This is a genomic window from Aeromonas sp. S5(2024) (genome assembly GCF_041403025.1).
Classification (GTDB): Bacteria; Pseudomonadota; Gammaproteobacteria; order Enterobacterales; family Aeromonadaceae; genus Aeromonas; species Aeromonas hydrophila.
In genome coordinates, this window is record NZ_JBGLRI010000005.1 from 246,456 (window position 1) to 273,049 (window position 26,594).

General features: G+C 63.5%; 26 protein-coding genes and 1 pseudogene. 21 read left to right on the top strand and 6 right to left on the bottom strand.

Annotation, left to right across the window (positions count from 1 at the left end):
• The first annotated feature begins 75 nt into the window (after positions 1-75).
• The 6 genes from pckA to ACB032_RS13040 all read left to right on the top strand — a co-directional run bounded on the left by pckA (position 76) and on the right by ACB032_RS13040 (position 6,074).
• Positions 76-1,701 (top strand): phosphoenolpyruvate carboxykinase (ATP), encoded by a 1,626-nt coding sequence (pckA, locus tag ACB032_RS13015; protein ID WP_045790733.1) that lies wholly within the window; start codon positions 76-78, stop codon positions 1,699-1,701.
• Between the two features lie 176 nt (positions 1,702-1,877).
• The gene (locus ACB032_RS13020) at positions 1,878-2,543 is read left to right on the top strand and encodes a GntR family transcriptional regulator (RefSeq protein ID WP_011704535.1); all 666 of its coding nucleotides are present in this window, start codon (positions 1,878-1,880) and stop codon (positions 2,541-2,543) included.
• 33 nt (positions 2,544-2,576) lie between these two features.
• Positions 2,577-4,379 (top strand): aminopeptidase P family protein, encoded by a 1,803-nt coding sequence (locus ACB032_RS13025; protein ID WP_371138058.1) that lies wholly within the window; start codon positions 2,577-2,579, stop codon positions 4,377-4,379.
• Between the two features lie 112 nt (positions 4,380-4,491).
• Positions 4,492-4,887, top strand: a complete 396-nt coding sequence (locus tag ACB032_RS13030; RefSeq protein WP_026141154.1) for a nitrous oxide-stimulated promoter family protein — start codon at positions 4,492-4,494, stop codon at positions 4,885-4,887.
• Between the two features lie 120 nt (positions 4,888-5,007).
• Complete coding sequence (locus ACB032_RS13035; RefSeq protein WP_371138059.1) at positions 5,008-5,460, top strand: GNAT family N-acetyltransferase; 453 nt, start codon at positions 5,008-5,010, stop codon at positions 5,458-5,460.
• Between the two features lie 137 nt (positions 5,461-5,597).
• Positions 5,598-6,074 (top strand): glycine zipper 2TM domain-containing protein, encoded by a 477-nt coding sequence (locus tag ACB032_RS13040; RefSeq protein WP_005308463.1) that lies wholly within the window; start codon positions 5,598-5,600, stop codon positions 6,072-6,074.
• Positions 6,075-6,139: 65 nt separating this feature from the next.
• Here ACB032_RS13040 and ACB032_RS13045 read toward each other — a convergent pair whose 3' ends face one another.
• The 3 genes from ACB032_RS13045 to ACB032_RS13055 all read right to left on the bottom strand — a co-directional run bounded on the left by ACB032_RS13045 (position 6,140) and on the right by ACB032_RS13055 (position 9,863).
• A complete protein-coding gene (locus tag ACB032_RS13045) occupies positions 6,140-8,119 on the bottom strand; it encodes a bifunctional 2',3'-cyclic-nucleotide 2'-phosphodiesterase/3'-nucleotidase (RefSeq protein WP_371138071.1) in 1,980 nt (659 codons plus the stop codon).
• 127 nt (positions 8,120-8,246) lie between these two features.
• Positions 8,247-8,867 carry an L-lysine exporter gene (lysE, locus tag ACB032_RS13050; protein WP_011704530.1) on the bottom strand — a complete coding sequence of 207 codons (621 nt, stop codon included), beginning with the start codon at positions 8,865-8,867 and terminating at the stop codon, positions 8,247-8,249.
• Between the two features lie 213 nt (positions 8,868-9,080).
• Complete coding sequence (locus tag ACB032_RS13055; protein ID WP_005315931.1) at positions 9,081-9,863, bottom strand: LuxR family transcriptional regulator; 783 nt, start codon at positions 9,861-9,863, stop codon at positions 9,081-9,083.
• 62 nt (positions 9,864-9,925) lie between these two features.
• Here ACB032_RS13055 and ACB032_RS13060 point away from each other — a divergent pair, with 62 nt between their 5' ends.
• The 11 genes from ACB032_RS13060 (at position 9,926) to ACB032_RS13110 (ending at position 22,732) form a co-directional block, all read left to right on the top strand.
• On the top strand, positions 9,926-10,549 hold the full coding sequence (locus ACB032_RS13060; protein ID WP_043125540.1) for an acyl-homoserine-lactone synthase: 624 nt from the start codon (positions 9,926-9,928) through the stop codon (positions 10,547-10,549).
• A 267-nt stretch (positions 10,550-10,816) separates the two neighbouring features.
• On the top strand, positions 10,817-11,716 hold the full coding sequence (locus ACB032_RS13065) for a LysR family transcriptional regulator ArgP (protein ID WP_371138060.1): 900 nt from the start codon (positions 10,817-10,819) through the stop codon (positions 11,714-11,716).
• Positions 11,717-11,816: 100 nt separating this feature from the next.
• Positions 11,817-13,838, top strand: a complete 2,022-nt coding sequence (locus ACB032_RS13070) for an exoribonuclease II (protein ID WP_371138061.1) — start codon at positions 11,817-11,819, stop codon at positions 13,836-13,838.
• A gap of 188 nt (positions 13,839-14,026) precedes the next feature.
• The gene (locus ACB032_RS13075; RefSeq protein WP_371138062.1) at positions 14,027-14,620 is read left to right on the top strand and encodes a TetR/AcrR family transcriptional regulator; all 594 of its coding nucleotides are present in this window, start codon (positions 14,027-14,029) and stop codon (positions 14,618-14,620) included.
• Between the two features lie 21 nt (positions 14,621-14,641).
• Positions 14,642-15,688 carry a DUF418 domain-containing protein gene (locus ACB032_RS13080; protein WP_371138063.1) on the top strand — a complete coding sequence of 349 codons (1,047 nt, stop codon included), beginning with the start codon at positions 14,642-14,644 and terminating at the stop codon, positions 15,686-15,688.
• A gap of 454 nt (positions 15,689-16,142) precedes the next feature.
• Entirely contained in the window at positions 16,143-18,065 is a 1,923-nt protein-coding gene (locus ACB032_RS13085) for a PTS mannitol transporter subunit IICBA (protein ID WP_016349321.1), read from the top strand.
• Between the two features lie 37 nt (positions 18,066-18,102).
• Positions 18,103-19,248 (top strand): mannitol-1-phosphate 5-dehydrogenase, encoded by a 1,146-nt coding sequence (locus ACB032_RS13090; protein ID WP_371138064.1) that lies wholly within the window; start codon positions 18,103-18,105, stop codon positions 19,246-19,248.
• Positions 19,249-19,362: 114 nt separating this feature from the next.
• Positions 19,363-19,884, top strand: a complete 522-nt coding sequence (locus ACB032_RS13095; RefSeq protein ID WP_005308438.1) for an MltR family transcriptional regulator — start codon at positions 19,363-19,365, stop codon at positions 19,882-19,884.
• A 176-nt stretch (positions 19,885-20,060) separates the two neighbouring features.
• Positions 20,061-21,848, top strand: coding sequence for a cation:proton antiporter (locus ACB032_RS13100; RefSeq protein ID WP_371138065.1), 1,788 nt, complete (start codon positions 20,061-20,063; stop codon positions 21,846-21,848).
• Positions 21,845-22,420, top strand: a complete 576-nt coding sequence (locus ACB032_RS13105; protein WP_371138066.1) for a DNA-J related domain-containing protein — start codon at positions 21,845-21,847, stop codon at positions 22,418-22,420. Before ACB032_RS13100 ends, ACB032_RS13105 begins: the two co-directional genes overlap by 4 nt.
• Before the next feature lie 63 nt (positions 22,421-22,483).
• The gene (locus ACB032_RS13110; RefSeq protein WP_011704519.1) at positions 22,484-22,732 is read left to right on the top strand and encodes a hypothetical protein; all 249 of its coding nucleotides are present in this window, start codon (positions 22,484-22,486) and stop codon (positions 22,730-22,732) included.
• Between the two features lie 42 nt (positions 22,733-22,774).
• Here the strand turns inward: ACB032_RS13110 and ACB032_RS13115 are convergent, their stop codons facing one another.
• Both ACB032_RS13115 and zntB read right to left on the bottom strand, forming a co-directional pair.
• Positions 22,775-23,293: a mechanosensitive ion channel domain-containing protein gene (locus ACB032_RS13115; protein ID WP_029301879.1), complete on the bottom strand. Its 519-nt coding sequence runs from the start codon at positions 23,291-23,293 to the stop codon at positions 22,775-22,777.
• A gap of 9 nt (positions 23,294-23,302) precedes the next feature.
• Entirely contained in the window at positions 23,303-24,295 is a 993-nt protein-coding gene (gene zntB, locus ACB032_RS13120) for a zinc transporter ZntB (protein WP_024943648.1), read from the bottom strand.
• A 105-nt stretch (positions 24,296-24,400) separates the two neighbouring features.
• Here zntB and ACB032_RS13125 point away from each other — a divergent pair, with 105 nt between their 5' ends.
• The 4 genes from ACB032_RS13125 to ACB032_RS13140 all read left to right on the top strand — a co-directional run bounded on the left by ACB032_RS13125 (position 24,401) and on the right by ACB032_RS13140 (position 26,440).
• The gene (locus ACB032_RS13125; protein WP_011704516.1) at positions 24,401-24,853 is read left to right on the top strand and encodes a YaiI/YqxD family protein; all 453 of its coding nucleotides are present in this window, start codon (positions 24,401-24,403) and stop codon (positions 24,851-24,853) included.
• 121 nt (positions 24,854-24,974) lie between these two features.
• Complete coding sequence (locus ACB032_RS13130) at positions 24,975-25,244, top strand: PepSY domain-containing protein (RefSeq protein WP_011704515.1); 270 nt, start codon at positions 24,975-24,977, stop codon at positions 25,242-25,244.
• 48 nt (positions 25,245-25,292) lie between these two features.
• A complete protein-coding gene (locus ACB032_RS13135) occupies positions 25,293-25,847 on the top strand; it encodes a cytochrome b/b6 domain-containing protein (RefSeq protein ID WP_101149842.1) in 555 nt (184 codons plus the stop codon).
• Between the two features lie 92 nt (positions 25,848-25,939).
• Complete coding sequence (locus ACB032_RS13140) at positions 25,940-26,440, top strand: metal-dependent hydrolase (RefSeq protein WP_371138067.1); 501 nt, start codon at positions 25,940-25,942, stop codon at positions 26,438-26,440.
• A 45-nt stretch (positions 26,441-26,485) separates the two neighbouring features.
• On the opposite strand, the pseudogene ACB032_RS13145 reads toward ACB032_RS13140, so the two are convergent.
• Positions 26,486-26,594: pseudogene (locus tag ACB032_RS13145) on the bottom strand (IS1595 family transposase); the annotation flags it as partial.

Below are 26,594 nucleotides of genomic sequence, written 5' to 3' on the forward strand. Positions count from 1 at the left end.
GCTAAACTCTACCACCTAAGTGATAGGATGAACGCCAGATAGAACCCTACCAACCTCTGAACCCAGGAGAATACAATGACAATCGTGGCAGAACCCACCCTGGCCAAGCAATTAGGACTGGACCAGTACGGTATCAAGAACTCCACTGAAATCCTGCGCAACCCTTCCTACGACCAGCTGTTCGCGGAAGAGACACGTGCCGACCTGGAAGGGTTCGAGCGCGGCGTGGTGACCGAACTGGGCGCCGTCAATGTCAATACCGGCATCTTCACCGGCCGCTCCCCTAAAGATAAATATATCGTCAAAGACGCCACTACCCAGAATACTGTGTGGTGGTCTGACCAGGGTAAAAACGATAACAAAGCCATCACCCCGGAAGTGTGGTCACATCTGAAATCCCTGGTGACCAAACAGCTCTCCGGCAAGCGCCTGTTCGTGGTCGACGGCTTCTGCGGTGCCAACCCGGACACCCGCTTGGCCGTGCGCATCATCACCGAGGTGGCCTGGCAGGCGCACTTCGTGAAAAACATGTTCATTCGCCCGAGCGATGAAGAGCTGAAAACCTTCAAACCGGACTTCGTGGTGATGAACGGTGCCAAGTGCACCAACCCGAACTGGAAGGAGCAGGGTCTCAACTCCGAGAACTTCGTCGCCTTCAACCTGACCGAGAAGATCCAGCTCATCGGCGGCACCTGGTACGGTGGCGAGATGAAGAAGGGGATGTTCTCCATGATGAACTACTTCCTGCCCCTGCGCGGCATCGCCTCCATGCACTGCTCCGCCAACGTGGGTCAGGACGGTGACGTGGCCATCTTCTTCGGCCTCTCCGGTACCGGCAAGACCACCCTCTCCACCGATCCCAAGCGTCAGCTGATCGGCGATGACGAGCACGGCTGGGACGACGATGGCGTGTTCAACTTCGAAGGCGGCTGCTACGCCAAGACCATCAAGCTCTCCAAGGAAGCCGAGCCGGACATCTACAACGCCATCCGTCGCGATGCGCTGCTGGAGAACGTGACCGTGGCGGCCGACGGCACCATCGACTTCGACGATGGCTCCAAGACCGAGAACACCCGGGTCTCCTACCCCATCTATCACATCGAGAACATCGTCAAGCCGGTCTCCAAGGCGGGTCACGCCAACAAGGTGATCTTCCTGACTGCCGACGCCTTCGGCGTGCTGCCCCCGGTCTCCAAGCTGACCAAGGAGCAGACCAAGTACCACTTCCTGTCTGGCTTCACCGCCAAGCTGGCCGGTACCGAGCGCGGCATCACAGAGCCGACCCCGACCTTCTCCTCCTGCTTCGGCGCAGCCTTCCTCTCCCTGCACCCGACCAAGTACGGTCAGGAGCTGGTGAAACGGATGGAAGCCGCCGGCGCGGAAGCCTACCTGGTCAACACCGGCTGGAACGGCACCGGCAAGCGCATCTCCATCAAGGACACCCGCGCCATCATCGACGCCATCCTGGATGGTTCCATCGAGAAGGCCGAGACCAAGGTGCTGCCGATCTTCAATCTGGAAGTGCCGACCGCCCTGCACGACGTGAACCCGGCGATCCTCGACCCGCGCGACACTTACGCCAACAAGGCCGAGTGGGACGCCAAGGCGGTTGACCTGGCAGGACGCTTTATCAAGAACTTCGAGCGCTTCACCGACAATGAAGAGGGCAAGCGTCTGGTCGCGGCAGGCCCGCAGCTGTAACAGCCAGACCCGTTTACTGCCAATCTCATACCGGTCAGCCCAGCTGGCCGGTATTTTTTTGAGCAGAGCGCGGCGTTTGACTCCTGCCAAACCTTGCCTTGTGGGCCCTTGCGCGTTAGATTCAGCCCAACTTTATACAATATACAATTTTGTAACGATTCCCCTGTGACCCGATCATGACCCCACCCTACAAGACCCGTACCCAAATGGTGATGGAAAACCTCCGTGGCCGGATCCTGCGCGGTGAGTTTCCCGCCGGCGCCCCCCTGCGTCAGGACGCCATCGCCAAGGAGCTGGCGGTGAGCCGTATTCCGGTGCGCGAAGCCCTGATGCAGCTGGAAGCGCAGGGGCTGGTGAAGTTCGAGGCCCACCGCGGCGCCGTGGTCACCATGCTGGATGCAGCGGCCATCGAGGAGCTCTTTTATTTGCGAGCCCTGCTGGAAGCCGATACCCTGTTCCACGCCGTCGACCTGATGACGGAGGAGACCTTCGCCCGGGCGCAGGCGATCCTCGCCCAGTTCGACCAGGCCCTCGAGTCGGGCACCCAGATCGAACGCTGGGCCGAACTGAACCACAGTTTTCACGCCACCCTCTATCAGGCCGCCGGCCGCCCCCAGGCACTGGAGCTGATCGCCCAGATCAATCTGAGCTGTGACCGCTATGTGCGCTTCGAGCTGCTGTTCGCCAGCGATGGCGTCGACAAGGCAGAACGCGAGCACGCCCAGCTGCTGGAGCTGTGCCGCGCCCGCCGCAAGCACGAGGCGGTGGTTCTGCTCAAGCAACATATCGAGGCGGCCGGCCAGTCCATCAAGCGGATCCTGGACAGCGGCCACAACCACTGAACACTCACATCACAACAATCTGGCATTAACGACATGAATCATTTCGAGATTATTGAAACCCGCGTCGCCCAGGTCAGGGCCGAACTGGCCATGATGGAGCTGGACGCCTTCATCGTCCCTCACGACGACGAGCACCTGGGGGAGTACATTCCCGCCTACGCCGAGCGGCTGGACTGGATCACGGGTTTCAACGGCTCCGCCGGCCTCGCCATCATCCTGGCGCAGCGGGCGGCCCTGTTCATCGACGGTCGTTACACGGTGCAGGCCCGCATGCAGGCACCGGCCGAGCTCTTCGAGTTTCTCCATCTGGTGGAAGATCCCCATGTGCAGTGGCTGGCGGATCAGCTGCCGTCCGGCGCCCGGGTCGGCTTCGACGCCCGCCTGCACAGCCTGGCCTGGTATCACAATGCCAAGGCGGTACTGACCGAGCGCGGCATCGAGCTGGTGCGCGTGGAGCAGAACCCCATCGATCTGCACTGGAGCGATCGCCCCGCCCCCACCAAGAACCCGGCCATCCTCTACAGCGAGGCGCTGGCGGGCCAGTCCAGCCAAGCCAAGCGCGAGATGCTGGCCAGCGATCTGCGCAAGCGCGGTCTGGATGCGGTGCTGCTGACCCAGGCCGAGCCCATCAACTGGCTGCTCAACCTGCGTGGTCGCGACGTGGAGCGGCTGCCGGTGGTACTCGGCTTCGCGGTGCTCTACGCCAACGCCACCATGGATTTCTTCGTCGACACCGACAAGATCGACTGCTTCGCCTTCAGCCAGCACGTGGGGCAGGATGTCTCCGTCTACCCCATCGACAAGCTGGGTGACGTGCTGCAGCGCATCGGCGAAGATCAGCAGAAGGTACTGGCCGATCCCAACACCGCCAACGCCTGGACCCAGCTGGTCATGGAAGAGGCGGGCGCCATCCTGGTGGCCGGTCAGGACCCGACCATGCTGCCGAAGGCGTGCAAGAACGAGGTGGAGCTGGCCGGCATGCGCGCCGCCCATCTGCGCGACGGCGTCGCCGTCACCCGCTTCCTGGCCTGGCTGGATCGACTGATCGCCAGCGGCGAGTTCGACGGGGTGGATGAAGGTACCCTGGCCGACCAGCTGGAAGCCTTCCGCCGCGAGCAGGAGCACTATGTCGAGCCGAGCTTCGACACCATCTCGGCGCTCGGCCCCAACGCCGCCATGTGCCACTACCGCCACACCAACGGCATCCCGCGCACCTTTGGCCAGGACAGCATCTATCTGGTGGACTCCGGCGCCCAGTATCTGGACGGCACCACCGATATCACCCGCACCATCAAGGTGGGTGAACTGACCGACGAGCACAAGGCGATGTTCACCCGGGTACTGCAGGGCCACATCGCACTGGATCAGGCCCGCTTCCCGCGCGGCACCGCCGGCATCCAGCTCGACGTGCTGGCCCGCCAGCCGCTGTGGCAGGCCGGTTACAACTACGACCACGGCACCGGCCACGGCGTCGGCCACTTCCTCAGCGTGCACGAAGGCCCGCAGCGCATCGCCCCCAAGGGCAGCCTGGTGGCCCTGCAGCCGGGCATGGTGCTCTCCAACGAACCTGGCTACTACCGGGAAGATGCCTTCGGCATCCGTTGCGAGAACCTGGTGGTGGTCACCGAGCAGGAGCAGATCGGCGAGCTGCCGATGCTGGGCTTCGAGCGGCTGACCTATGTACCGTTCGATACCCGCCTCATCGATCGCAGCCTGCTGAGCCCGGCCGAGTTCCGCTGGATCAACGAGTATCACGCCGAGGTCTACCGCCGCCTGAGCCCGCTGCTGGAAGGCGAGGATCTCGCCTGGCTGGAGCAGGCGACCAGCCTCATCTAAGTGCAGACAACTCTGCTTGTCTGATGAAACAGGGCCCGCGGGCCCTGTTTTTTTGCCCGCCGGTTTGACCTGTATCAAGACCCCGTCGCCCCAGGTCCGGACAATGCCCTGCATGACGACCCATCACTCCCACCCCACGCGCCCGGCCCGTGCCGACAAGGCGCCCGTGCATCCCAGGCTCAAGCGGGAGCAGCAGACGGTCAGCGCCATGATCCGCCTCTACTGCGACCACCATCATCAGGACCCCGCCTGCCGCCACTGCCAGCAGTTGCAGGAGTTCGCCCACCAGCGGCTGCGCCGCTGCCGCTATGGTCACGGCCACAAGCCCACCTGTGCCAACTGCCACATCCACTGCTATGCCCCGGCCATGCGCAAACAGATCCAGCTGGTGATGAAGTGGAGCGGCCCGCGCATGCTGTGGCATCACCCCTGGCTGGCCCTGCGCCACCTGCTGGACAGCCGCCGCAAGGCCCCCAAACGACCGGGCAGCCGTCCCCTGCCGCCCTGAGTCGGGGCCGCCCTACCGCTCAGCGCCCCAGACCCGCTTGCATCAGTCCGGCGGGCCCACTACCCTGTGGCTCCTTTTTGACTGCCGCCCGGCAGCACGTACGACACCACAGGAGCCCGGATGCACCAGCCCCCCGTTTTGAGAGTGGCGCGCCACACCGACATGCACGCCATCTGGCAGATCGACGTCAATGTATTCGGGGAGGATGTCTATCCCGGCTTCTTCTTCCGCCAGGCCATGGATCTGTGGCCCGAGCTGCTGCTGGTGGCCGAGCTGGGCGGCAAGCTGCTGGGCTATGCCCTGGGTGGACTGGGACAGGATCGGTCGCAGGGCTGGCTGCTCTCCTTGGCGGTACTGCCGGAGGCGCGCGGCTTCGGACTGGCCGAGCGCATGATGCTGCAGGTGGAGCAGTCACTGCTGACACTGGGGATCGAGCGGGTCAGACTGACGGTGGATCCGGCCAATCCGGCCCAGCGCCTCTACTTTCGACTCGGTTATCAGCAACTGGCCGAGGAGCGCGACTATTTCGGCCCGGGCGAGGATCGCCTGCTGCTGGAAAAACGGCTCGACTGAGCCGGCGGTGACGGGGTTTGCCGGGCCCGGGCCTTATAATTGGTTACACTTTGCTGGTTTCATGCTCAATCCGGTTGGCGTAGAGTTGAATCACTGACCGAACAAACCAGATTAGATGCCAGCCCAGGAGGCCCATCATGTTGAAACGCATTACCCTCATCGCCCTGTTGGCCACCACCACCGCCACCACCCTCAGCGGCTGTGCCAACAGCGACGTCTACTCCGGTGACGTCTACACCAAGGATCGCGCCAAGCAGGTGCAGACCGTCAGCTACGGCACCATCCTCTCCACCCGCCCGGTCAAGATCCAGGCCGATGAGAACTCGCTGATCGGCACCATCGGCGGCGCCGTGGTCGGCGGCCTGCTCGGCAGCACCATTGGCGGCGGGCGCGGCAGCGACATCGCCGCAGCCGGTGGCGCCATCGCGGGTGCGGCAGCGGGCAAGGCGGCCGGTGACAAGCTCAACCAGGTGGATGGCGTCGAACTCGAGATCAAGAAAGAGAACGGCGAATCCATCGTGGTGGTGCAAAAGGCCAGCCCCACCTTCGTACCGGGCGCCCGGGTACGCATGACCCAGGGCAACGGCACCATCAACGTGGCCGTGGTCAACTAAGCCCTCCGCCCATGAAAAAGCCCTCGCAGTGCGAGGGCTTTTTTTACTGCCATGTCGGCCGGGAATTACTGACGGATCAGCCGGAAGATGGCGTAGCCAGGGTGCTGGGCATCATCCATCGGCAGGGTGGACTTGTACTCCAGATCCGCACCGGCCAGCTGTTTGGCCTCCTCGCGAGGCGAGGAGTAGAGCCGCACGTCCACGTTGGCCGGCAGGGCCTTCATGTGCCAGTTGTTGTTGGCCGCCGGGCTGAAGCCGGCCGGGTTGTCAGCAGACTGGGCCTTCAGGTACTGGGCGATGATTTCGCGCGTCTCGAAGGGATCTTCATGCACTATGTTGCTGCCGTCGATGCCCGGGAAGTGGCCGCCGCCGCTGGCGCGGTAGTTGTTGGTCACCACGTAGAACTTCTGGGCCGGATCGATGGGCTGGCCGTTGAAGGTGAGGCTGCTGATGCGCTGGCCGTCGCTGACCTTGGCCCCTTCCTTGTTGTAACGGGCCGGCTGGGTGATATCCACCTCGTAGTTGACCCCGTCGATCACGTCGAAGTTGTAGGTGGGGAACTTCTCGTTCACCAGCCACTGCACCTCGGTCTTTCCGATGTCGATCTGGTTGAACTGACCGGCACTCATCTCCAGCCACTCCTTGACGGTGGCCCCGTTCACCTCGACCACCTGCAGGGTGTTCGGATAGATGTAGAGGTCAGAGACGTTGCGCAGGGAGATGTCACCCTGAGCCACGTAGGTGAAGTCATTGATGCCGTTGCGACCGCCACGGAACGGGGCCGCCACCGATAGGATGGGGTAGGACTCCTTGAGCAGGCCGTCTTTTTGCAGCTGCTCGGCATGCTTGCGCTGGGCATCGCTCACCAGCTGTACCGAAGGGTCATCCTGCACCAGGGCGAAGAAGCTGTGGATGGAGGAGGTGATCTTGCCGAGCGGCTCGTCCAGCCACTGGTTGGTGGCGTCGTGATCGGCCTGTACCAGGTCTACCACCCGTTGATCCACCGCACTGCCCTCGCTGGAGTCGATCTTGCGCAGGCTGGCCTGGCTCTGTTTCACCTGCCACTTGCCGTCCACCTGTTCCAGCTTGAGGTCGATGATGCCGAGGTGGTTGCCCCAGTAACCCGGCATCACGGTCGGAATACCGCTCAGGGTGCCGGCCTTGTTGTCCACCTCCGGCAGATCCGGGAAGTCACCCGGGAAGTTCTTGTGGGCATGGCCCAGCATCAGGGCATCCACCCCCTTCACCTTGGCCAGGTGCCAGGCGGAGTTCTCCATCATGGCCTCGTAGCTGCTGGCATTGATGCCGGTGTGGGCTACCACCACCACGATATCGGCGCCCTTGGCGCGCAGCTCGGGCACATAGTGGTTGGCGGTCTCGACCATGTCGGCCACCACCACCTTGCCTTCCAGATGGCGCTTGTCCCACTGCAGCACCTGCGGCGGAGTCAGCCCCAGGATGCCGACCTTGACGGTCTGCAGCTGGCCCTTGTCATCCTTCACCTTGCGCTCCAGCAGCAGGTAGGGGGTGAACTTGTTGCCGTTCCAGTCTATTTGCCCCTTGGCATCGCGCTTGAAGGCGCCCGCCTCGAACACGTTGGCGTTCACATAGGGGAACTTGGCTCCCTGCAGGGTCTTGGTAAGGTAATCCAGCCCGTAGTTGAATTCGTGGTTGCCCAGGTTGCCGGCATCGTAGCCGAGCTCGTTCATCGCCTTGAACACCGGGTGGGCCTGCTTGTCGAGGTACCCGGCACCGGACTGCTCGAAGATGTAGTCAGCCAGCGGCGTGCCCTGGATCAGGTCGCCGTTGTCGAGCAGCAGGTTGTTGGGGTTTTCGGCGCGGGCCGCGCGGATCAGCAGCGCGGTGCGGGAGAGGCCAAACTTGCGATCTTCCTTGTTCTGGTAGTAGTCGTAGCCCAGCACGTTGGAGTGGATATCGGAGGTCTGGATCAGACGCAGGGCAACCTCACCCGGTTGCGCCTTGCTGTCGTTTTCATTGCTACAGGCAGATAACAGCACGATGGCTGCAATAGCACCCAGCTTCATGGTTTTATTCACTGTCTTGTCCCTTTTATTATGAGTGTCGCTTTACCAGCGACGGGAATTTAACAGACGAATATGTCAGCGCATGAAGCCGGGATTAATTTTTATGAGGTGCGGCACAAAAATAGCCTTATGACGCCAGCAAAGCCCCGCTCGCCAGCTGCAACGCCAGCCCCAGCATGATGAAACCAACAATAGTATCAATAGCTTGCTGAACCCTGCCGCGAGCAAGCCAGGGCGAGAGAGCGGCCGCCCCGAACGCCAGGCTGTAGAACCAGACCAGCGAGGCCAGCATGGCCCCCGCCGCAAAGGCAGGCCGCAACTCTTCGGCAAACTGGCTGCCGAAGGAGCCGAGCAGCATCAGGGTATCCAGGTAGACGTGGGGGTTGAGCAGGGTCACCCCGAGGGTCATGGCCAGCACGCTCTTGACCCCCATCAACTGGGGAGAGTCCGCAAGCTTGGCTCCCTGCCCGCGCCAGGCACTGCGCAGGGAACGGATACCAAACCAGCCAAGAAACAGCACGCCGCCCCAGGTCAGCAGGGCCAGTCCGATCGGGCTGGCCGCCAGCAGGTTGGCCCCGCCAAACACCCCGATGCCGATCAGCACGAGATCGCACAGGCAGCAGAGGGTCGCCGTCAGCAGATGGTGGTTGCGGTGGATGCCCCGACTCAGCACGAAGGCATTCTGGGCACCGATGGGAATGATCATGGCAAGGCCGAGGGTGAAGCCTTGCAGGGTGGTAGCAAACATGGATGAACCGTCCAGCAGAGTGATTGGACGGCACTATAAAGGGGGCGGTTCTATTTAGAGAAATTCATTGATCTGCTGAGCCATTGGTTTTGCTAATGACTGCAGGACAGGCATAACCCCTTCGGGGCAGAAGGGCCGCCATTAGGCCATGACTGTCAATTGCAGGATCTGACAATTGTTAGCCAATCACTCTGCCCCGAGAATCATCGGGTTTTATTGCATCAGCTTGGGGAAGTTGGTGACCACGACCTGCTCGAGATTGGGCAGCAAAATGCCACTGCTCACCCCCTTGGCGATGGCCTGGTAGCGATTCATCGACCCCGTTTTACGGGTGACCTGATTGAGGTGGTAGTTCACGGTTCGCTCCGTGATCCCCAGGATGCAGGCGATTTCACCCGACGTTTTCCCTTCACTGGCCCAGAACAGGCATTCGGTCTCCCGGTCAGTCAGGGCCTCCTGAGGGTCATCTTCCCGCAGACTGACCCGCACAATCCGGATCGCCGCCTCGAAGATGTAGTTGGACATCCAGGAGAGGATGGGCGAGGACTCCAGCAGCAGATCGCTCGATGCCCGCTCGGCGGTGATGAACGACAGTATGCCGTTCTCCCCTGCCGCACCGTGCAACGGGAACGAAATTCCGTTGCGCAGCCCAAACTCCGCCGCCAACCCCATCACGTCAAGACTGCCCTCTTGCAGAAAACGCGCCCGCTCATCCAGCCGGTTCCAGTAAATGGGCAAGGTCTGCTTGCGGGCCAATTGAATGATGGGATCACAGGCCAGCATATGGTTGGCCGTGTAGGCCTGCACCCAGGAGTCTGGGCACTGGTTGAACAGCACCACCTTGGGTCTTTGCATCGACATGGGAATGATCAGCGCAAACCGGTAGTAGTCGTAACCCATACCGAGCGTGAACCGACCGATCAACTCGGCCAAACGATCCCCGTCCGTTACCGAAGTGAAATGTTCGAGGTACTCAAGCAGTTGGTCTTGTTTCATATGCTAGCCCCCCTGGCCAGGGCCTCGATTATAGCGCCGAACACTGAAATGGAGACATCTGAATGCTTGTTTTCAAAGGAAAATTAAAAGAACACCCCAGATGGGAGGTAGAAAACGAGCTTTATCGCTTTCGCAATCGCGTCTTCTCCGATCGCCTCGGCTGGGATGTGGAATCCCACCGTGGTCTGGAGCAGGACAGTTTCGATACCCCTGACACCCACTGGGTGCTGATCGAAGACGAGGAAGGCCTGTGCGGCTGCATCCGTCTGCTCAGCTGTGCCAAGGATTACATGCTGCCCAGCATCTTCCCTACCGCCCTCGCCGGTGAAGCCCCGCCGCGCAGCAACGACGTGTGGGAGCTGACCCGCCTCGCCATCGATGCCGAACGGGCGCCCCGGCTCGGCAACGGCATCAGCGAACTGACCTGCATCATCTTCCGCGAGGTCTATGCCTTCGCCAAGGCGCAGGGGATCCGCGAGCTGGTTGCCGTGGTCAGCCTGCCGGTAGAGCGGATCTTCCGCCGTCTCGGCCTGCCCATCGAACGGCTCGGTCACCGCCAGGCGGTGGATCTGGGGGCCGTGCGCGGGGTCGGGATCCGCTTCCATCTGGATGAGCGTTTCGCCCGTGCCGTCGGCCAGCCCCTGCAGGGTGCCTATGACGAAGCGCGCGAACTGGTCACCGAATAAAGACGACGCAAAAAAATCCCGGGGTAAGACCCGGGATTAAAAGTTCTCGCTATGGCCCGTTTCCACCCCATGCAAAAACGGACGCAAAAGAGTATCTCCTGAATACCTTTTGACCACCACTGTCACATCTCACAGTGACAAATCCGCTTTGACCCCACAGCCCTTGTCACGCCTGGTCTGCCGACATTTTCAGCGATCCTCGGTTGTTCTCCCGCCACCACTTGAGTAGCATCCCTTCTCAATTCCCTCTGTTGATAAGGCATGCTGATGAAGGCGTTGGATTACAAGCTGCTGCTGGCGCTGGATGCGGTGATGCAGGAGCAGAACTTCGAGCGGGCCGCCCAGCGTCTGCACATCACCCAGTCCGCCATCTCCCAGCGCATCAAGCAGCTGGAGCAGCAGTTTGCCGAGCCGCTGCTGATCCGCGGCCAGCCGCTGCAGGCCACCGCGCTCGGTCAGAAGCTGCTGGCCCACTACCGTCAGGTGCGCCAGCTGGAGCTGGAACTGGCCGGCGAACTCTCCCCCACCGAGCCGCAGGCGCCGATCCGGGTCAGCATCGCCGTCAACGCCGACAGCCTGGCTACCTGGTTTCTACCCGCTCTGGCCCCGCTGCTGGAACAGCACCCCATCGAGCTGAATTTGCTGGTGGATGACGAGAGCCGCACCCTGGATCGGGTGCGCGAGGGGCAGGCGTTCGGCGCCGTCAGCCTGCACGGCCAGCCGCTGGCCGGCTGCTGCGTCGACGAGCTCGGCGAGATGCGCTACCTGCTCACCGCCAGCCCCGCCTTCGTCGCCCGCCACTTCCCGCAGGGGCTGACCCTGGCGGCGCTGGCCAAGGCGCCGGCGGTGGCCTTCGATCAGCGCGACGACATGCACGTCAGCTACATGGCCCGCCACTTCGGGCTGGAGCCCGGCGGCTACCCCTGCCACACGGTGCGCTCGTCCGAGGCCTTCGTCGCCATGGCCGAACAGGGACTGGCCTGCTGCCTGATCCCGGAATTGCAGATCCGCCGCCAGCTGGCGGAGGGCAGCCTGCTCGATCTCGGCCCGGACCAGCATCTGGTCGAGCGGCTCTACTGGCACCGCTGGGTGCTGGAACGGGGGCTGCACAAACAGATATCCCAGCGCCTGATCGAGCAGGGTCGCCGGGCACTGCAACCCGGCTGAACCGGCCATTCACCTTGGCTTTGGAGGGGTAAAAACGTATAGTGCTGGGCGATCCTTCATCAGGTCTCCACCCAGGTTTTCCACTTCAGGTTCCTCACTTATGTTCCAAGACAATCCGCTGCTGGCCCAGCTCAAGCAACAAATCCGCGAAAACATCCCCAAGAAAGAGGGTGTGATCCGCGCCTCCGATCGGGGCTTCGGCTTCCTGGAGGTCGATGAGAAGACCAGCTATTTCGTGCCGCCTCCCTACATGAAGAAGGTGATGCACGGTGACCGGGTGAGCGCCCTGATCCGTACCGAGAAAGAGAAGGAAGTGGCCGAGCCGGATGCCCTGCTGGAGCAGGCGGTGACCCGCTTCGTGGCCCGCGTCAAGATGTTCCGCGACCGTCTCAACGTGGTCGCCGATCACCCGCTGATCAAGGACGCCATCAAGGCCCGCGTCAAGAAGGGGCTGGACGAGAAAGAGTTCAAGGAAGGGGACTGGGTGGTTGCCACCCTCAAGCGTCACGCCCTGGTGGACGGCAACTTCTCTGCCGAGATCACCCAGAAGATCGCCTCGCAGGAAGATCACAACGTGCCCTGGTGGGTGGTGCTGGCGCGCCACAACCTGGCCCAGGTCGAGCCGGCGGATCTGCCGGAGTGGAAGGTGATCGAAGAGGAAGAGCTGCCGCGCACCGATCTGACCGCGACCCCCTTCTTCACCATCGACGGCGCCAAGACCAAGGACATGGACGATGCCCTGGCCATCCGCAAGCTGGACAACGGCTGGGAGCTGCTGGTGGCCATCGCCGACCCGACCGCCTACGTGGCCGAGGGCAGCGAGCTGGACCAGGAAGCCGCCCAGCGCGCCTTCACCGTCTACATGCCGGGCCGCAACGTGCCGATGATCCCGCGCACCCTCTCCGACGAGCTCTGCTCCCTGAAAGAGGGCGAGGAGCGCAACACCCTGTGCGCCCGTCTGCTCATCGCCGAGGATGGCCTGCTGCTGGAAGAGACCGAGTTCTTCGCCGCCCGCATCAGCTCCCACGCCCGTCTCACCTATGACGACGTCTCCGACTGGGCCGAACACGGCAAACAGCTGGATATCGACGCCGGCGTGCTGGCCCAGCTGCCGCTGATGAAGGCGATGACCGAGGCGCGCATCGCCTGGCGTACCGAGCACGCCCTGGTGTTCCCGGATCGTCCCGACTACGATTTCGAGCTGGGCGAGAACGGCGAAGTGCTGGCCATTCACGTCGAGCCGCGCCGCATCGCCAACCGCATGGTGGAAGAGTCGATGATCGCCGCCAACATCTGTGCCGGCCGCGTGCTCGGCAAGCAGGTCGGCTACGGCATCTTCAACGTCCACACCGGCTTTGACGAAGAGTCCCTCGACGGCGCCATCGATCTGCTGAAAAGCGCCGAGGCCCCGTTCGAGAAGGAAGAGATCGCCAGCCTCTCTGGCTTCTGCGCCCTGCGCCGCTGGATCGACAACCTGGACACCCGCTGGCTGGACGGCAAGATCCGCCGCTTCCAGAGCTATGCGCTGATGTCCGCCGAGCCGGGCGCCCACTACGGCCTGGGGCTGGATGCCTACGCCACCTGGACCTCACCGATCCGCAAGTACGGCGACATGGTCAACCATCGCCTGCTGAAAGCCGTCATCGCCGGCAAGACCCCGGGTGAGCGCCCGAGCCTGGAGCTCACCGAGCACCTGACCGCCTGCCGCCGCCTGCACCGCATGGTGGAGCGCGACATCGGCGACTGGCTCTATGTCCGCTACCTCAAGGCCGATGCCGGCACCGACAAGGTGTTCAACGCCGAGATCATCGACGTGATGCGCGCCGGCCTCAAGCTGCGTCTGCGCGAGAACGGTGCCGTGGTGTTCATGCCCGCCCGCCATATCCTCGACAACAAGGATCGGCTGGAGTGCAACTGGGACAACGGCCGCGTCTATCTGGACAAGACCGAGGTGGTCTACGAGCTCGGCCAGATCATCGAGGTCAAGCTGACCGAAGCGGTGGAAGAGACCCGCTCCCTCATCGCCAAGCCGGCGGTGGAGCTGGTGCCGGGCCCGGCGCCGGTCGCCCCCACCAGCGAGGCCGATGCTGCGCCTGCCGACGAGGCCCCCAAGGCCGAATAAGCCAGGCTTCCCCACCTTGTAAAAAGCCCGCACCCTGCGGGCTTTTTTATTGGACCATGCCGCCCGCCGAGTCCAGCGATCATTTTTTGTACGTCCCGGGCTTGCCAGTTGCTTGTTACGAGCATAGAGTGAATCCACAAATGAACGAACGTTCGCTCATATTGAGTTTTCAGGCACGAGGCATCCCCATGACCACCAACAACCTGCGGCTGGAGCAGCGGCGCGAGCAGATCATCCAGGCGGCGCTCGGCTGCTTTATCGAGCGAGGCTTCCACCAGACCGGCATGCGCGACATCGCCGCCGCCGCCGGGGTGAGCCTCGGCAACCTCTACAACCACTTCGCCCGCAAGGAGGAACTGATCGCCCTGATCGCCTCGCTGGAGGCGGCCGAGCTGCAACCCCTGCTGGATGAGCTGGTCCAGGGGCCGGCCCGGGCGGCGCTGGCCCGCTTCGCCGCCGGCTACCTCGCCTGGTCGCTGACCCCGGAGAACCTGCTGCTCGGCACCGAGATCCTGGCCGAGCTGACCCGTCACCCCGAGATGGCAGCCACCTTCGCCAGCAACCAGCGCCAGCTGTGCGATACCCTGGCGGCGGCGGTGCGCCGTGGCCAGCAGGCGGGGGAGCTGGCTGCACACCTGCAACCGGATCTCACCGCCCAGCTGCTGCTGGACGCACTGGAGGGGCAGGCGGTGCGCCACGCCCTGGCCCTGCATCCACAGCAGGCACCGGTGGAACAAAGGTTGCCGTCCCTGCTGGACTTGCTGCTGGGTCCGGCCCGCTGATCACCCCAAGGAGTCACCACCATGACGACCCCGCACAATCGACTGGAAGGACTGGATCTGGCCCGTGCCATGGCGCTTATCGGCATGGTGCTGGTGAATTTTCGCATCGCCATGGGGGTGTTGGCGGGGGGGCCGACCTGGCTCAAGCCCCTGCTGGATGCACTGGAAGGGCGCTCCGCCGCCAGCTTCGTGGTGCTGGCCGGCATCGGGCTGGGGCTGTCGACCCGCAAGCTGGCGTGGTCGGCGGCCATGAGCCACACCGCCAGGCGGGCCCTGTTCCTGCTGATCGTGGGGCTGCTCAACTACCTGGTGTTTCCGGCCGACATCATCCACTACTACGCCGTCTACTTTCTGCTGGGGGCCTGCTGTCTCCGGCTTCCCTCCCCCTGGCTGCTGGCCCTGATCCCGCTGCTGGCGGCAAGCTTCGTCGGCCTGCTGTTCCTGCTCGATTACGATCGGGGCTGGCAGTGGCACAGCTTCAGCTATCCCGAGTTCTGGACCCTGGCCGGCTTCATCCGCAATCTGCTGTTCAACGGCTGGCACCCGGTGGTGCCCTGGCTGGGCTTTCTGCTCTACGGACTCTGGCTGAGCCGTCAGTCTCTGGCCAATCCGGTCACCCAGCGCTGGCTGCTGGCCGGCGGGGTGAGTGCCATGGCGCTGGCCAAGGGGCTGTCGCTCTGGTTGCCGACCCTCTTGCCGGCCCCCGAGCTGGCGCCGCTGCTGGCGACCCAGCCCATTCCCCCGGCGCCGCTCTACCTGCTGTTCGGCATGGGTGCGGCCAGTACCCTGATCGCCCTCTGCCTCTGGCTGGGACGCGTCCTGCCCGAGGCCCGCTGGTGGCGAGTGTGGCTGCCGGTCGGCCGGCAGACCCTGACCCTCTATCTGGCCCACATCATGTTCGGCATGGGGATACTGGAGGCGATTGGCTGGCTGCAGGGGCAGGATCTGCCCGAGGTGGTGCTGGCCGCCACCCTCTTCGCCCTGGCGGCGCTGCTGTTTGCCAATCTCTGGAGTCAGCGCTTCGAGCGAGGCCCGCTGGAGTGGCTGATGCGTCGGCTCTGCGGCTGAAGGAGATCATGAAAAACTGAAAGTGGGTTACAAAATAATTGATTCATTGGTTATTTGAATGTGTATTCAAGCAATTCATCGTCAACACCCTCACTTTTCAGGTCAGGCGAATTGCTCCAATTGAATACAAATAATAGAAATGAGAAATGGATCACATTGACATCGGGTTTGCGCAAACAACAGAAGGTGATTCACATCACATAAAAACGATGCTGGTGGCAGAAAAGATCGAAATGTAGCCGAAATACAGAGAGTGAATGTGATCGACATCACTATGAAGGGAGGGGGGTGGTCGGGGTATTTGAGAGCTGCGTCACAAGACACCCCGTTTTCAGCCTAATTTGATCACAAGCTGGTAGATTGAAGTTGCTTAGACGACAGGGATGGCGGTTCGGCAAAACCGGCCAGCCCGACTACCACTTTTAATCAAACAGGCTTAAAACGGGGTCCCGACATGTTATCACCGGATACCAAAGTCAAGATACAGAATTTTGGACGCTTCCTGTCCAATATGGTCATGCCCAACATAGGCGCCTTCATCGCCTGGGGCTTTATTACCGCCCTCTTCATCCCCACCGGCTGGCTGCCGAGCGAAACCTTGGCCAAGCTGGTCGGTCCCATGATCACCTACCTGCTGCCGCTGCTGATTGGCTATACCGGCGGCAAGCTGATGGGCGGTGAGCGCGGCGGCGTGGTCGGTGCCATCACAACCATGGGCGTCATCGTGGGGACCGACATTCCCATGTTCATGGGCGCCATGATGGTCGGCCCGCTCGGTGGCTGGGCCATCAAGCGTTTCGACAAGGCGATGGAAGGTCGCGTCAAGAGCGGCTTCGAGATGCTGGTCAACAACTTCTCCGCCGGCCTCATCGGCATGCTGCTGGCGATCCTCGCCTTCTTCGTGATCGGCCCCTTCGTCAAGGTGCTCTCCGGCGTACTGGCCGGTGGTGTCGGCTTCCTGGTGGACAACAACCTGCTGCCGCTCACCTCCATCTTCGTTGAGCCGGCCAAGATCCTGTTCCTCAACAACGCCATCAACCACGGCATCTTCTCACCGCTGGGGATCCAGCAGGCCACCGAGCACGGCCGCTCCATCTTCTTCCTGATCGAAGCGAACCCGGGCCCGGGCATGGGCGTGCTGCTGGCCTACATGGTATTCGGTCGCGGCGCCGCCAAGCAGTCCGCTGCCGGTGCCTCCATCATTCACTTCTTCGGCGGCATCCACGAGATCTACTTCCCGTACGTGCTGATGAACCCGCGCCTCATCCTGGCGGTAATCGCCGGCGGCATGACCGGGGTGTTCACCCTGACCCTGTTCAACGCAGGTCTGGTCTCCCCCGCCTCACCGGGTTCCATCTTCGCCGTGCTGTTGATGACGCCGAAAGCCTCCCTCATCGGGGTGCTGCTCTCCATCGTCGCCTCCACCACCGTCTCCTTCCTGGTCGCCGCCGTGTTCGTGCGTGCCCAGCAGCCGGAAGCCGACGAGGCCGATGCCCTCGGTGAAGCTACCCGCAAGATGAAAGCCATGAAGGGTGCCAAGCCCGAGACCGCAGCGGCCAAGAAGCCGGGCGGCGAACTGATGGCGGTGCGCAACATAGTGGTCGCCTGCGATGCGGGCATGGGCTCCAGCGCCATGGGCGCCGGCCTGCTGCGCAAGCGGGTGCAGGCCGCCGGCCTCGACATCAGCGTAACCAACCGCGCCATCGATCAGCTCGACGATCAGGTGGACTGGGTCATCACCCACAAGGATCTGACCGAGCGGGCCCGTCGCCACGCGCCGCACGCCCACCACATCTCGCTCACCAACTTCCTCGACAACGGTCTCTATCAGGAGCTGGTACAGAGCCTGACCCAGGCCGCCAACGATGACGTCGCCAACCCGCAACTGCTGGTGGCCGCCAACGACGACAGCTACGAGCCGCAGGCCGCCGAAGTGTTCACCCTGAGCCGTCATGACGTGCACCTGGGACTCAAGGCCGACAACAAGGAGGCCGCCATCCGGGCTGCCGGCAAGCTGCTGGCGGAGCGGGGCTACGTGGCGCCCGACTACGTCAACGCCATGCTGGAGCGCGAACAGCTGGTCTCCACCTACCTCGGCGAATCCATCGCCGTGCCGCACGGCACCATCGCCGCCAAGGAGTTTGTGAAGCGCACCGGCATCGTCATCTGCCAATACCCGGCCGGGGTCGCCTTTGGCGAGGCGGCCGATGAAGTGGCGCGGCTGGTGATCGGCATCGCCGCCCGCAACGACGAACACATGCAGGTGATAACCCGCCTGACCAATGCACTGGACGAACCCGGCCTCATCGACCGGCTGGCCAGCACCCAGGATCCCCAGGAATTCCTGGATCTGCTGGGTGCCGAACAGGCTGCCTGATCGTCCTTCATCGTCTTTGGTTCAAGAGGTTAATATCATGAAAACATTGCATTTTGGTGCCGGCAACATCGGTCGCGGCTTCATTGGAAAACTGCTGGCTGACGCCAGCCATCAGGTCACTTTCGCCGACGTCAACGAGACCCTGATCGACCAGCTCAACCACCGCCAGGAGTACAAGGTGCACGTGGTGGGGGCGGATCAGAAGCTGGACGTGGTACGCAACGTGGCGGCGGTGAGCTCCGCCGGCCACGAGGTGATCGCCCGCATCATCACCGCCGATCTGGTCACCACCGCGGTCGGCCCCCACATTCTGGACAAGATTGCCAGCACCCTGGCCAAGGGGCTGCAGGCCCGCTTCGATGCCGGCAACCTGACGCCCCTCAACGTCATCGCCTGCGAAAACATGGTGCGCGGCACCAGCCATCTCAAGCAGGAGGTACTCAAGTACCTGCCGGTCGCGTATCATGCCACCCTCGACGCCTGCATCGGCTTCGTCGACTCGGCGGTGGACCGCATCGTCCCGCCTGCGGCGGCCAACGATGATCCGCTGGAAGTGACGGTGGAGAGTTTCAGCGAGTGGATCGTCGACCAGACCCAGTTCAAGGGCGAGCTGCCGCAGGTGGCGGGCATGGAACCCACCGACAACCTGATGGCCTTCGTCGAGCGCAAGCTGTTCACCCTCAACACCGGCCACATCGTCACCGCCTACCTCGGCAAGCTGAGGGGCTATCGCACCATCCGCGAGGCGATCGAGGATCCGCTGATCCGCAGCAAGGTGCGCCGCGCCATGGAGGAGAGCGGCGCCGTGCTGGTGCAACGCTACGGTTTCGACCCGCGCCTGCACGCCGCCTACATCGAGAAGATCCTGGCCCGCTTCGCCAACCCCTATCTGGTGGACGAGATTGACCGGGTCGGCCGTCAACCGCTGCGCAAGCTGGCGGCGGGGGATCGGCTGGTGAAGCCACTGCTCGGCACCCTGGAGTACGGCCTGCCGAGCGATCACCTGCAGGAGGGGATCGCCGCGGCGCTGCACTATCGCAACGCCGATGACCCGCAGGCGGTTGAGCTGCAACAGCTGCTGGCGGAGCTGGGCCCGGCCCAGGCTCTGGCCCGCATCACCGGCCTGGCTGCCGACAGCGACATCGTCAGCGCCATCGTCACCCGTTATGGCAATTTGAAGTGACCTGATGAGGCGCCGTCGCCGCCGGCCCACTAAGGCCGGCCACCAAAGCGCCTCATACGATAAAAACCGGGAGAGAGGCCCACTCTCTCCCTGTCAGCTGGACCCAATGCACTTATGACCACACACCAGGAAGATGAAGTACTGGAGCGACTGAACGAGCAAGATGGCCCTCGCGGCTTCTTTCTCGAGGTCGTGACCATCCTGGAAGAGGCGGTCGACTCTCTGATGCGACGCGCGTTCCGTCAGGAGGAGTATGCCGTCAAATACGCCATCGAACCCCTGCTCAACCAGAGCGGCCCTCTCGGCCAGCTGGAGGTGCGCCTCAAGCTCATCTTCGCTCTCGGCCTCATCTCTCTCGAACGCTATCAGGATCTCGAGGCTTACCTGAAGATCCGCGATTTTCTGGTGCGCGACCCCAAGGATTACCGCTTCAGCGACAAGCCGATCCGCGATCTGCTGGCACGCCTGCACGGCGTCAGCCAGGGCGGCATGATGCCGCAGGAGGCCCCCGCCAACGAGGAGGATTGGCCCTTCTACCAGATGCAGCTGAACCGGCTCGATCAGGTGGTGCGCTCGGCGCTGGTGCTGGCGGTGGCCGACTGCGTCACCGAACTCCACAAAGAGAGCCCCATCTAATCCGGCTGGTGGCCGCAGCCAGCGGCCACACCCCGCCCCTCTCCCACAGCAGGTAACCCGTGACTCCCGCTGTCGCGCGATCCGCTTCCCCCCTTGTTCCCGCCTACGGCGGGTGTCAATCTGACCATCTTCCCCACTACACTTCCTCCAGGTTCATCGCCTTAATCGAGGTCTGCATGATTGCTCTCTCCCTGGCCGGGATCGCCCTGGTCTCAGTGCTGGCTCAGTGGCTGGCCTGGTCGCTGCGGGTGCCCGCCATCCTGTTTCTGCTGCTCACCGGCCTGCTGCTGGGCCCGGTCAGCAGCCTGCTCGACCCCGACGCCCTGCTCGGCGACCTGCTGTTTCCGCTGGTCTCCCTGTCGGTCGCCATCATCCTGTTCGAGGGGGCGCTCACCCTGCACCTGGCCGAGCTAAAAGGGATCGGCAAGGTGGTGCGCAACCTCTGCTCGGTGGGCATGCTGGCCAGCTTCGCCGTCATCGGCAGCGCCGGTTACTTCTTGTTGGGGCTGGACTGGCGGGTCGCCATGGTGCTCGGCGCCGTGCTGGTGGTGACGGGCCCCACCGTGGTCGCCCCCATGCTCAACGTGATCCGTCCGACCCGGGAAGTGGACCGCATCCTGCGCTGGGAAGGGATCGTCATCGATCCCATCGGCGCCCTGTTTGCGGTGCTGGTGTTCGAGGCGGTGCGCCTCGGCAGTCAGGGAGATCTCATCGGCCACACCCTGCTGGCGCTGGCCAAAACGGTGGGGGTAGGCTCGCTCATCGGGGTCGGCGCCGGCTGGCTCACCACCCTGCTGATCCGCAAGGACTGGCTGCCGGTTAGCCTGCACAAGTTCGGGGTGCTGGCGCTGGTGCTGGTCACCTTCAGTCTCTCCAACTGGCTCAGCCACGAATCCGGCCTGCTGGCAGTCACCGTGTTCGGCATCTGGCTCGCCAATCAGGAGGGGCTGGATCTGGAGGAGGTGCTGGCCTTCAAGGAGGATCTCGCCGTCATCCTCATCTCCTCCCTATTCATCCTGCTGGCGGCCCGCCTCGATCTGGCCCAGCTCTGGCTGCTCGGCCCCATGGTGCTGGCGCTGCTGTGCGTGGTGCAGTTCGTGGCGCGCCCGCTCTGCATTCTGGTCTCCACCTGGGGATCCGATCTCTCCTGGCGGGCCCGCGCCCTGCTCGGCTGGATTGCGCCGCGCGGCATCGTCGCGGCGGCGGTCAGCGCCTCCTTCGCCATCAGCCTGCACCAGGCCGGTATTCCCGATGCCGACAAGCTGGTCCCCCTGGTGTTTGCGGTGATCATCTCCACCGTGGTGCTGCAGAGCCTCACCTCGGCGCCGCTGGCCGGCCTGCTCAAGATGCGCCAGAGCGCCCCCAACACCTGGCTCATCATCGGGGCCAACTCGGTGGCGCGGGCCATCGGCAAGGCGCTGGCGGATCAGGGGGTGCCGGTTCAGCTCTGCGATCCCGCCTGGGAGTTCTGCAAACAGGCGCGGATGAGCAACCTGCCCTGCTACTTCGGCAACCCGCAATCCGAACACGCCGAGCTGCACCTGCCGCTCACCAGCATCAGCACAGTGCTGGCGCTCTCCCCCAACCGCCACAACAACGCCCTCGGCGTGCTGCACTTCGCCCACCTCTACGGCGAGGAGAAGGTCTACTCCCTGCGCTCCAGCGAGCAGCACGGCAAGGCCAATCGGGAGAGCGCCACCTTTCGCGCCCGCCAGAACCTGTTCGGTCCCGACATCAACTACGCCCGGTTGAGCGGCCTGCTGAGCCGGGGCGGCCAGATCAAGGCGACCCGGCTGAGCGAGGCGTTCGATTGGACCCAGTACCAGGAGGCCAACCCGGGCGCCATTCCGCTGTTCGTGCTGGACGGCAAGGGGCGGGCCCGCATCGTCACCGGCCCCGTCGAACCGCTGGCCGGGGAGCTGCTGATCGCCCTGCAACCGCCGAAGGAGACGGCCACCCCATGAGCGAGACACGGCCCAACCCGCTGTTGGCTCCACTGCTGACACTGCTGCGGCAGGCAAGCGGCAGCTACAAGGTGCACGAGCTGCTGGCCGAGCTGCGCCGCCAGGAGGTCATCCCGCCTCTGCCGGGGGATGAGCAGCTGCAGCTGTTTCGGCTCAACTTCCTCATCATGAACGCCCTCTACCAGCTGCAGGCCGAGCTTCATGGCGAAGGGTGGTGGCTGGTGATCAGCACCCTGGATATCCGGCTCGAACCGCTCACCACCCGCGAGGGAGTAGGCGCCCTCGCCCAGGGCGAGGCGCTGCGCAGTTACTACCTCGACTGGCAGGTGTTCTGGCAGACCGACCGGGAGGAGGTGGAGGCGCTGCTCGGCAGCTTCTGGCGGGCCTGTGAGCGAGATGAACACAGGGCCGAGGCGCTGACCCTGTTCGCCCTGCCGACCGAGGCGGGGCCCGACACCATCCGCCGCCGCTGGCGAGAGCTGGCGCTGCAACACCACCCGGATCGCGGGGGCGATGCCGACACCTTCATCCGCCTGCGCTGGGCCTGGGAGCACCTCAAATCGGCCAAATGAGCCGGCCGACCCTGACCGCAACCACTAGACTTGAAGTGGCATCAAGCGTCACGGGAGGATGTCATGACAGTCAGCGAACTTCGCCAGCTCTATCAGCAGCAAGCCTTCAAGGAAGCCGAGATCCTGCAGGACGCCATCCTGCCCGGCTGGATCGTGGAGTTCAGGGGTCAGGACGGCAAGCTGTACGAGATGACCGACACCCTGGGCTGCCCCCGCTACTTCGGCTCGGTCGAGGAGGCCCGCCAGCACGTGCACCTGGTGGCGGATTGCCCGATCCAGGTCGAACACCTCTACCGCTTCTTCGAACGCTGAGGGATCGGCAGGCTCAAAAAAGGCTCCCAAGGGAGCCTTTTCTCATTCCGGTTGCAGCGGTTCCGCCCCCTTGCCCTCCAGCCGCCTGACCGGCTTTTGCAGGATCAGGTTGGCCGGATAGGTGACCAGATCGCCGTTGTCATCGCGCACCCGTACGTAGAAGAGGCCTATCTCGGTGATGACCCCGGTGACCGAGTCATCCTTGTCGAGGATCCGGATCCGGTCGCCAATCTTGTAGGGGAAGGCGAAGAAGATGGTGATGCTGGCGGTGATGTTGGAGAGGATCGACCACTGCGCCACCATGGCGACGCCCAGCACCGCGAAGAAGGAGGAGGCCAGCACCACCAGCCGCGAGAAGTCGAGCCCCCACACCCCGGCCAGGATCAGCAGGGTGGCGCAGCCGAGCAGGAAGTGGAACACGTGCTCCACGTAGAGCACCCGGTTCTCGCTCACCTGCCGGGTCTGGGCCAGCGCCAGCAGGCTCTTGTGAATGAGCCCGCGAACGAGGGTGTGGCCCAGCAGCAACAGCAGGGTCACGCCAAAAGATTCCCATGTCGTCATGTCTGCTCCTTACCACCAGCGCCGATGTTTGAGCCAGACCGCCAGCCCGGTCGCCAGCGCCACCAGGGAGCCGCAGAAGATCCAGAAGGCGGTCGGGCTCTCGGCCCCGGGAATGCCCCCCAGGTTGATGCCGAACAGGCCGGTCAGGAAGCTGGCGGGCAAGAACAGCAGCGCCATCACCGACATCTGGTAGGCGCGGCGGTTGGTCGCCTCCGCCATCAGGTTGTTGATCTCGTCCGCCAGCACGGCGGTGCGCGCCACCCCGGCATCCAGATCGTCCAGCCAGCGCCGCAGCCGATCGGCGATGTCGAGCAGACGCCGCCGGTCATCTTCATCCAGCCAGCTGATCTTCTCGTTGGCGAGGCGTGCCACCAGATCCCGCTGCGGCGAGAGGTAGCGGCGGATCATGATGAGCTGTTTGCGGATCAGCGCCAGCCGGCCGTTGGCGGGCAGGTCGCGCATCAGCACCATCTCCTCCAGATCCAGGATCTGATCGTGCAGCTCCTCGACGAACTCCCCAGCCCGGTCGGTCAGGGCATCGCAGATCTCCACCAGCCAGTCGGCCGGGGTATCGGCGCCGCCCCCCAGCTTGAGCTGGTTGAACACATCCTGTTCTGACAGCAGCGGCCGGCGCCGGCTGCTGATGATGAGATCCGGGGTGATGTAGATGCGCAGCGCCACCATCTCTTCCGGCCTGTGATCCTTGTTGTGGTTGATGCCGCGCAGGATCAGCAGCACCGTCTCCCCCATCCGGACCAGCTTGGGGCGATTGCTCTGACCGAGCAGCGACTCGCGCGCCGCATCATTGAGCAACGGGGTCTGCAGCAGCCAGCGCGCCGCCTCCGGATTGCCGTAGTCCAGATGCAGCCAGCCCGGCTGCTGCGCCGGTATCTCGCTGCCCGCCACCAGTGGCTGCATGCCACCCCTGCCATCCAGGGTCAGGCCATAAATTACGTCACTGGGCACCCGATCCATCTGCTCGTCCTTTTTGCTCATGTTCATCGGCCCAGCTTACACCAAAGCCGGGCCCGACTCAGCCCCGGGGCAGCCGCCCCGCGCCGGCCGTGTTAAGATGCGCCACTCGTTTCAGACACAGGAAGCCCTGCCATGCCCATCTGGGTTGATGCCGATGCCTGCCCCATTCCGGTCAAGGAGATCCTTTACCGCGCCGCCCACCGTGCCCAGGTGGTGACCACGCTAGTGGCCAATCAGGGGCTGCGGGTGCCCCCTTCCCCCTTCATCAAGACTCAGCAGGTGGAGAAGGGCTTCGATGTGGCAGATCATGTCATCGCCCAGCAGGTCAAACCCGGCGATCTGGTGATCACCGGCGACATCCCGCTCGCCTCCTGGGTGATCGACGCCGGCGGCGAGGCGCTCAATCCTCGCGGCGAGATCTACACCCGCGAGACCATCAAGGCGCGGCTCGGCATGCGCAACTTCATGGAAGAGCTGCGCTCGGCCGGGGTGCAGACCGGCGGCCCGGCCCCCCTCAACGCGGCCGACAAGCAGCGTTTCGCCAACGCCCTCGACAAGTGGCTCATCCGGGGCAAGCTGAGTTGATTGCCCCCTCCCCGGTCGGCCACCGGGGAGACCCATTCATTTCCCTTTGCGCTTAATTCTTTCTTAAGGCAGGTGAACTAACCTTGTGGCTGTTGACCCAACCACCCGCAAGGAGCAAGCAATGAAACTGACCCCCCTGTTGTTACTGATCCCCCTGTTGAGCGGCGCAGCCCTGGCCGACCCCCAATGTACCCAGGCCGACAAGAGCAAGTGGATGAGCGAAGCCGACGCCCAGCAGCAGATCAAGGCGATGGGCTACGACATCAAGAAGTTCAAGGTCACCAAGACCAACTGCTACGAGATTTACGGTTGGGACAAGGAGAAACGCAAGGTCGAGATCTACTTCGACCCGACCGATCTGAAGAAAGTGAAAGAAGAGATCGACGAATAATCCGGCCATGGGCCGGTCTCCTGCCGGCCCTTTCTATGGAGCCACGCCATGACAACCTCTGAAGTGAAAGTCTGGGATCCCCTCATCCGGGTGTTTCACTGGGCCACCGTCACCCTCTGCCTGCTCAACTTCTTCGTGCTGGAAGAGGGCAGCAAGCCCCACAAATATGCCGGCTACGCAGTGGGCATCCTGCTGATCATCCGCCTGCTGTGGGGGCTGGTCGGTCCCCATTACGCCCGCTTCGGCCAATGGTGGCCGACCCCGGCCCGGGTTCGCTACTACCTGCGTCAGCTGGCCCAGGGCCGTCACCCCTACTACCTCGGCCACAACCCGGTCGGCGCCCTGATGATCTGGCTGCTGCTGCTGTCGCTGGTCGGCACCGTCGTCACCGGCTGGCTCACCACCTGGGATGCCTTCTGGGGCGAAGAGTGGCTGGAGGAGCTGCACGGCATCATTGCCAACACCCTGATGGCCGCCGTCGGCGTCCATGCGGCCGTGGTGATCCTGACCGACCGCCTCACCCGCAGCGATCTGGTACGCGCCATGGTGCTGGGCAAAAAACGGGTGCCCGCCGATGCCAAGGTGGAAGATCCGCGCAGTTAATGACCGGGCTGCCCATCGGGCCCCGGTTTTTTGCTGCATTGGCCCGCGACACTGGTAAGATGCGCCGCCATTTTCCCCATGTCGTAGCCATCATGACCGCCCAAGGGCACCTGCTCTTCTCCGTTACCTGCACCCTGCTCGCCCACAAACTCCAGCTGACGCCGGCCCTGGCCGACGCCAGCCTGTGGCACACCATTCCTGCCGCACTGGCCAGCGCCCTGCTGCCGGACCTCGACCACCCCAGGTCGGTGCTGGGGCAACGCCTGCCTTGGATCTCCAAACCCTTGTCGCGGCTGTTCGGCCATCGCGGCTTCACCCACAGCCTGCTGGCGGTGGCCGCCGCCATCTGGGGACTGGATCAGAGCCTGGCTCCCGCCATGCTGCCCACCGGCGTCAAGGATGCCCTCATCATCGGCTACCTCAGCCACCTGCTGGGAGACTGGCTCACCCCGGCCGGCATTCCGCTGCTGTGGCCCAGCAAGCGCCGCTACCGGCTGCCGGGCTGGCCGCTCAAAAGCGGCGGCGCCGTCGAGACCGGCTTTTGCACCCTCACCCTGCTGGCCGCCGGTTACTGGGCCCACTGGCCAGGCTAGCGGTCCGTCAGGCCAGCTAGCACCTGCTGTTGCCAAAAAACAAGGCTATGTCCCAATTACGTGTTGCATGGGGCGCCCCAGCGCCTCATGCAAGCAACGTGAGATATTCACTTCCCTCCCATAGCGCTCCAACATCCTTCGCCAACCTAGATAA

What these genes read in the sequence shown, in the direction of transcription:
- pckA (WP_045790733.1), top strand. Translation starts at nt 76, where the DNA reads ATGACAATCGTGGCAGAACCCACCCTGGCCAAGCAATTAGGACTGGAC.
- ACB032_RS13020 (WP_011704535.1), top strand. Translation starts at nt 1,878, where the DNA reads ATGACCCCACCCTACAAGACCCGTACCCAAATGGTGATGGAAAACCTC.
- ACB032_RS13025 (WP_371138058.1), top strand. Translation starts at nt 2,577, where the DNA reads ATGAATCATTTCGAGATTATTGAAACCCGCGTCGCCCAGGTCAGGGCC.
- ACB032_RS13030 (WP_026141154.1), top strand. Translation starts at nt 4,492, where the DNA reads ATGACGACCCATCACTCCCACCCCACGCGCCCGGCCCGTGCCGACAAG.
- ACB032_RS13035 (WP_371138059.1), top strand. Translation starts at nt 5,008, where the DNA reads ATGCACCAGCCCCCCGTTTTGAGAGTGGCGCGCCACACCGACATGCAC.
- ACB032_RS13040 (WP_005308463.1), top strand. Translation starts at nt 5,598, where the DNA reads ATGTTGAAACGCATTACCCTCATCGCCCTGTTGGCCACCACCACCGCC.
- ACB032_RS13045 (WP_371138071.1), bottom strand. Translation starts at nt 8,119, where the DNA reads ATGAAGCTGGGTGCTATTGCAGCCATCGTGCTGTTATCTGCCTGTAGC.
- lysE (WP_011704530.1), bottom strand. Translation starts at nt 8,867, where the DNA reads ATGTTTGCTACCACCCTGCAAGGCTTCACCCTCGGCCTTGCCATGATC.
- ACB032_RS13055 (WP_005315931.1), bottom strand. Translation starts at nt 9,863, where the DNA reads ATGAAACAAGACCAACTGCTTGAGTACCTCGAACATTTCACTTCGGTA.
- ACB032_RS13060 (WP_043125540.1), top strand. Translation starts at nt 9,926, where the DNA reads ATGCTTGTTTTCAAAGGAAAATTAAAAGAACACCCCAGATGGGAGGTA.
- ACB032_RS13065 (WP_371138060.1), top strand. Translation starts at nt 10,817, where the DNA reads ATGAAGGCGTTGGATTACAAGCTGCTGCTGGCGCTGGATGCGGTGATG.
- ACB032_RS13070 (WP_371138061.1), top strand. Translation starts at nt 11,817, where the DNA reads ATGTTCCAAGACAATCCGCTGCTGGCCCAGCTCAAGCAACAAATCCGC.
- ACB032_RS13075 (WP_371138062.1), top strand. Translation starts at nt 14,027, where the DNA reads ATGACCACCAACAACCTGCGGCTGGAGCAGCGGCGCGAGCAGATCATC.
- ACB032_RS13080 (WP_371138063.1), top strand. Translation starts at nt 14,642, where the DNA reads ATGACGACCCCGCACAATCGACTGGAAGGACTGGATCTGGCCCGTGCC.
- ACB032_RS13085 (WP_016349321.1), top strand. Translation starts at nt 16,143, where the DNA reads ATGTTATCACCGGATACCAAAGTCAAGATACAGAATTTTGGACGCTTC.
- ACB032_RS13090 (WP_371138064.1), top strand. Translation starts at nt 18,103, where the DNA reads ATGAAAACATTGCATTTTGGTGCCGGCAACATCGGTCGCGGCTTCATT.
- ACB032_RS13095 (WP_005308438.1), top strand. Translation starts at nt 19,363, where the DNA reads ATGACCACACACCAGGAAGATGAAGTACTGGAGCGACTGAACGAGCAA.
- ACB032_RS13100 (WP_371138065.1), top strand. Translation starts at nt 20,061, where the DNA reads ATGATTGCTCTCTCCCTGGCCGGGATCGCCCTGGTCTCAGTGCTGGCT.
- ACB032_RS13105 (WP_371138066.1), top strand. Translation starts at nt 21,845, where the DNA reads ATGAGCGAGACACGGCCCAACCCGCTGTTGGCTCCACTGCTGACACTG.
- ACB032_RS13110 (WP_011704519.1), top strand. Translation starts at nt 22,484, where the DNA reads ATGACAGTCAGCGAACTTCGCCAGCTCTATCAGCAGCAAGCCTTCAAG.
- ACB032_RS13115 (WP_029301879.1), bottom strand. Translation starts at nt 23,293, where the DNA reads ATGACGACATGGGAATCTTTTGGCGTGACCCTGCTGTTGCTGCTGGGC.
- zntB (WP_024943648.1), bottom strand. Translation starts at nt 24,295, where the DNA reads ATGAACATGAGCAAAAAGGACGAGCAGATGGATCGGGTGCCCAGTGAC.
- ACB032_RS13125 (WP_011704516.1), top strand. Translation starts at nt 24,401, where the DNA reads ATGCCCATCTGGGTTGATGCCGATGCCTGCCCCATTCCGGTCAAGGAG.
- ACB032_RS13130 (WP_011704515.1), top strand. Translation starts at nt 24,975, where the DNA reads ATGAAACTGACCCCCCTGTTGTTACTGATCCCCCTGTTGAGCGGCGCA.
- ACB032_RS13135 (WP_101149842.1), top strand. Translation starts at nt 25,293, where the DNA reads ATGACAACCTCTGAAGTGAAAGTCTGGGATCCCCTCATCCGGGTGTTT.
- ACB032_RS13140 (WP_371138067.1), top strand. Translation starts at nt 25,940, where the DNA reads ATGACCGCCCAAGGGCACCTGCTCTTCTCCGTTACCTGCACCCTGCTC.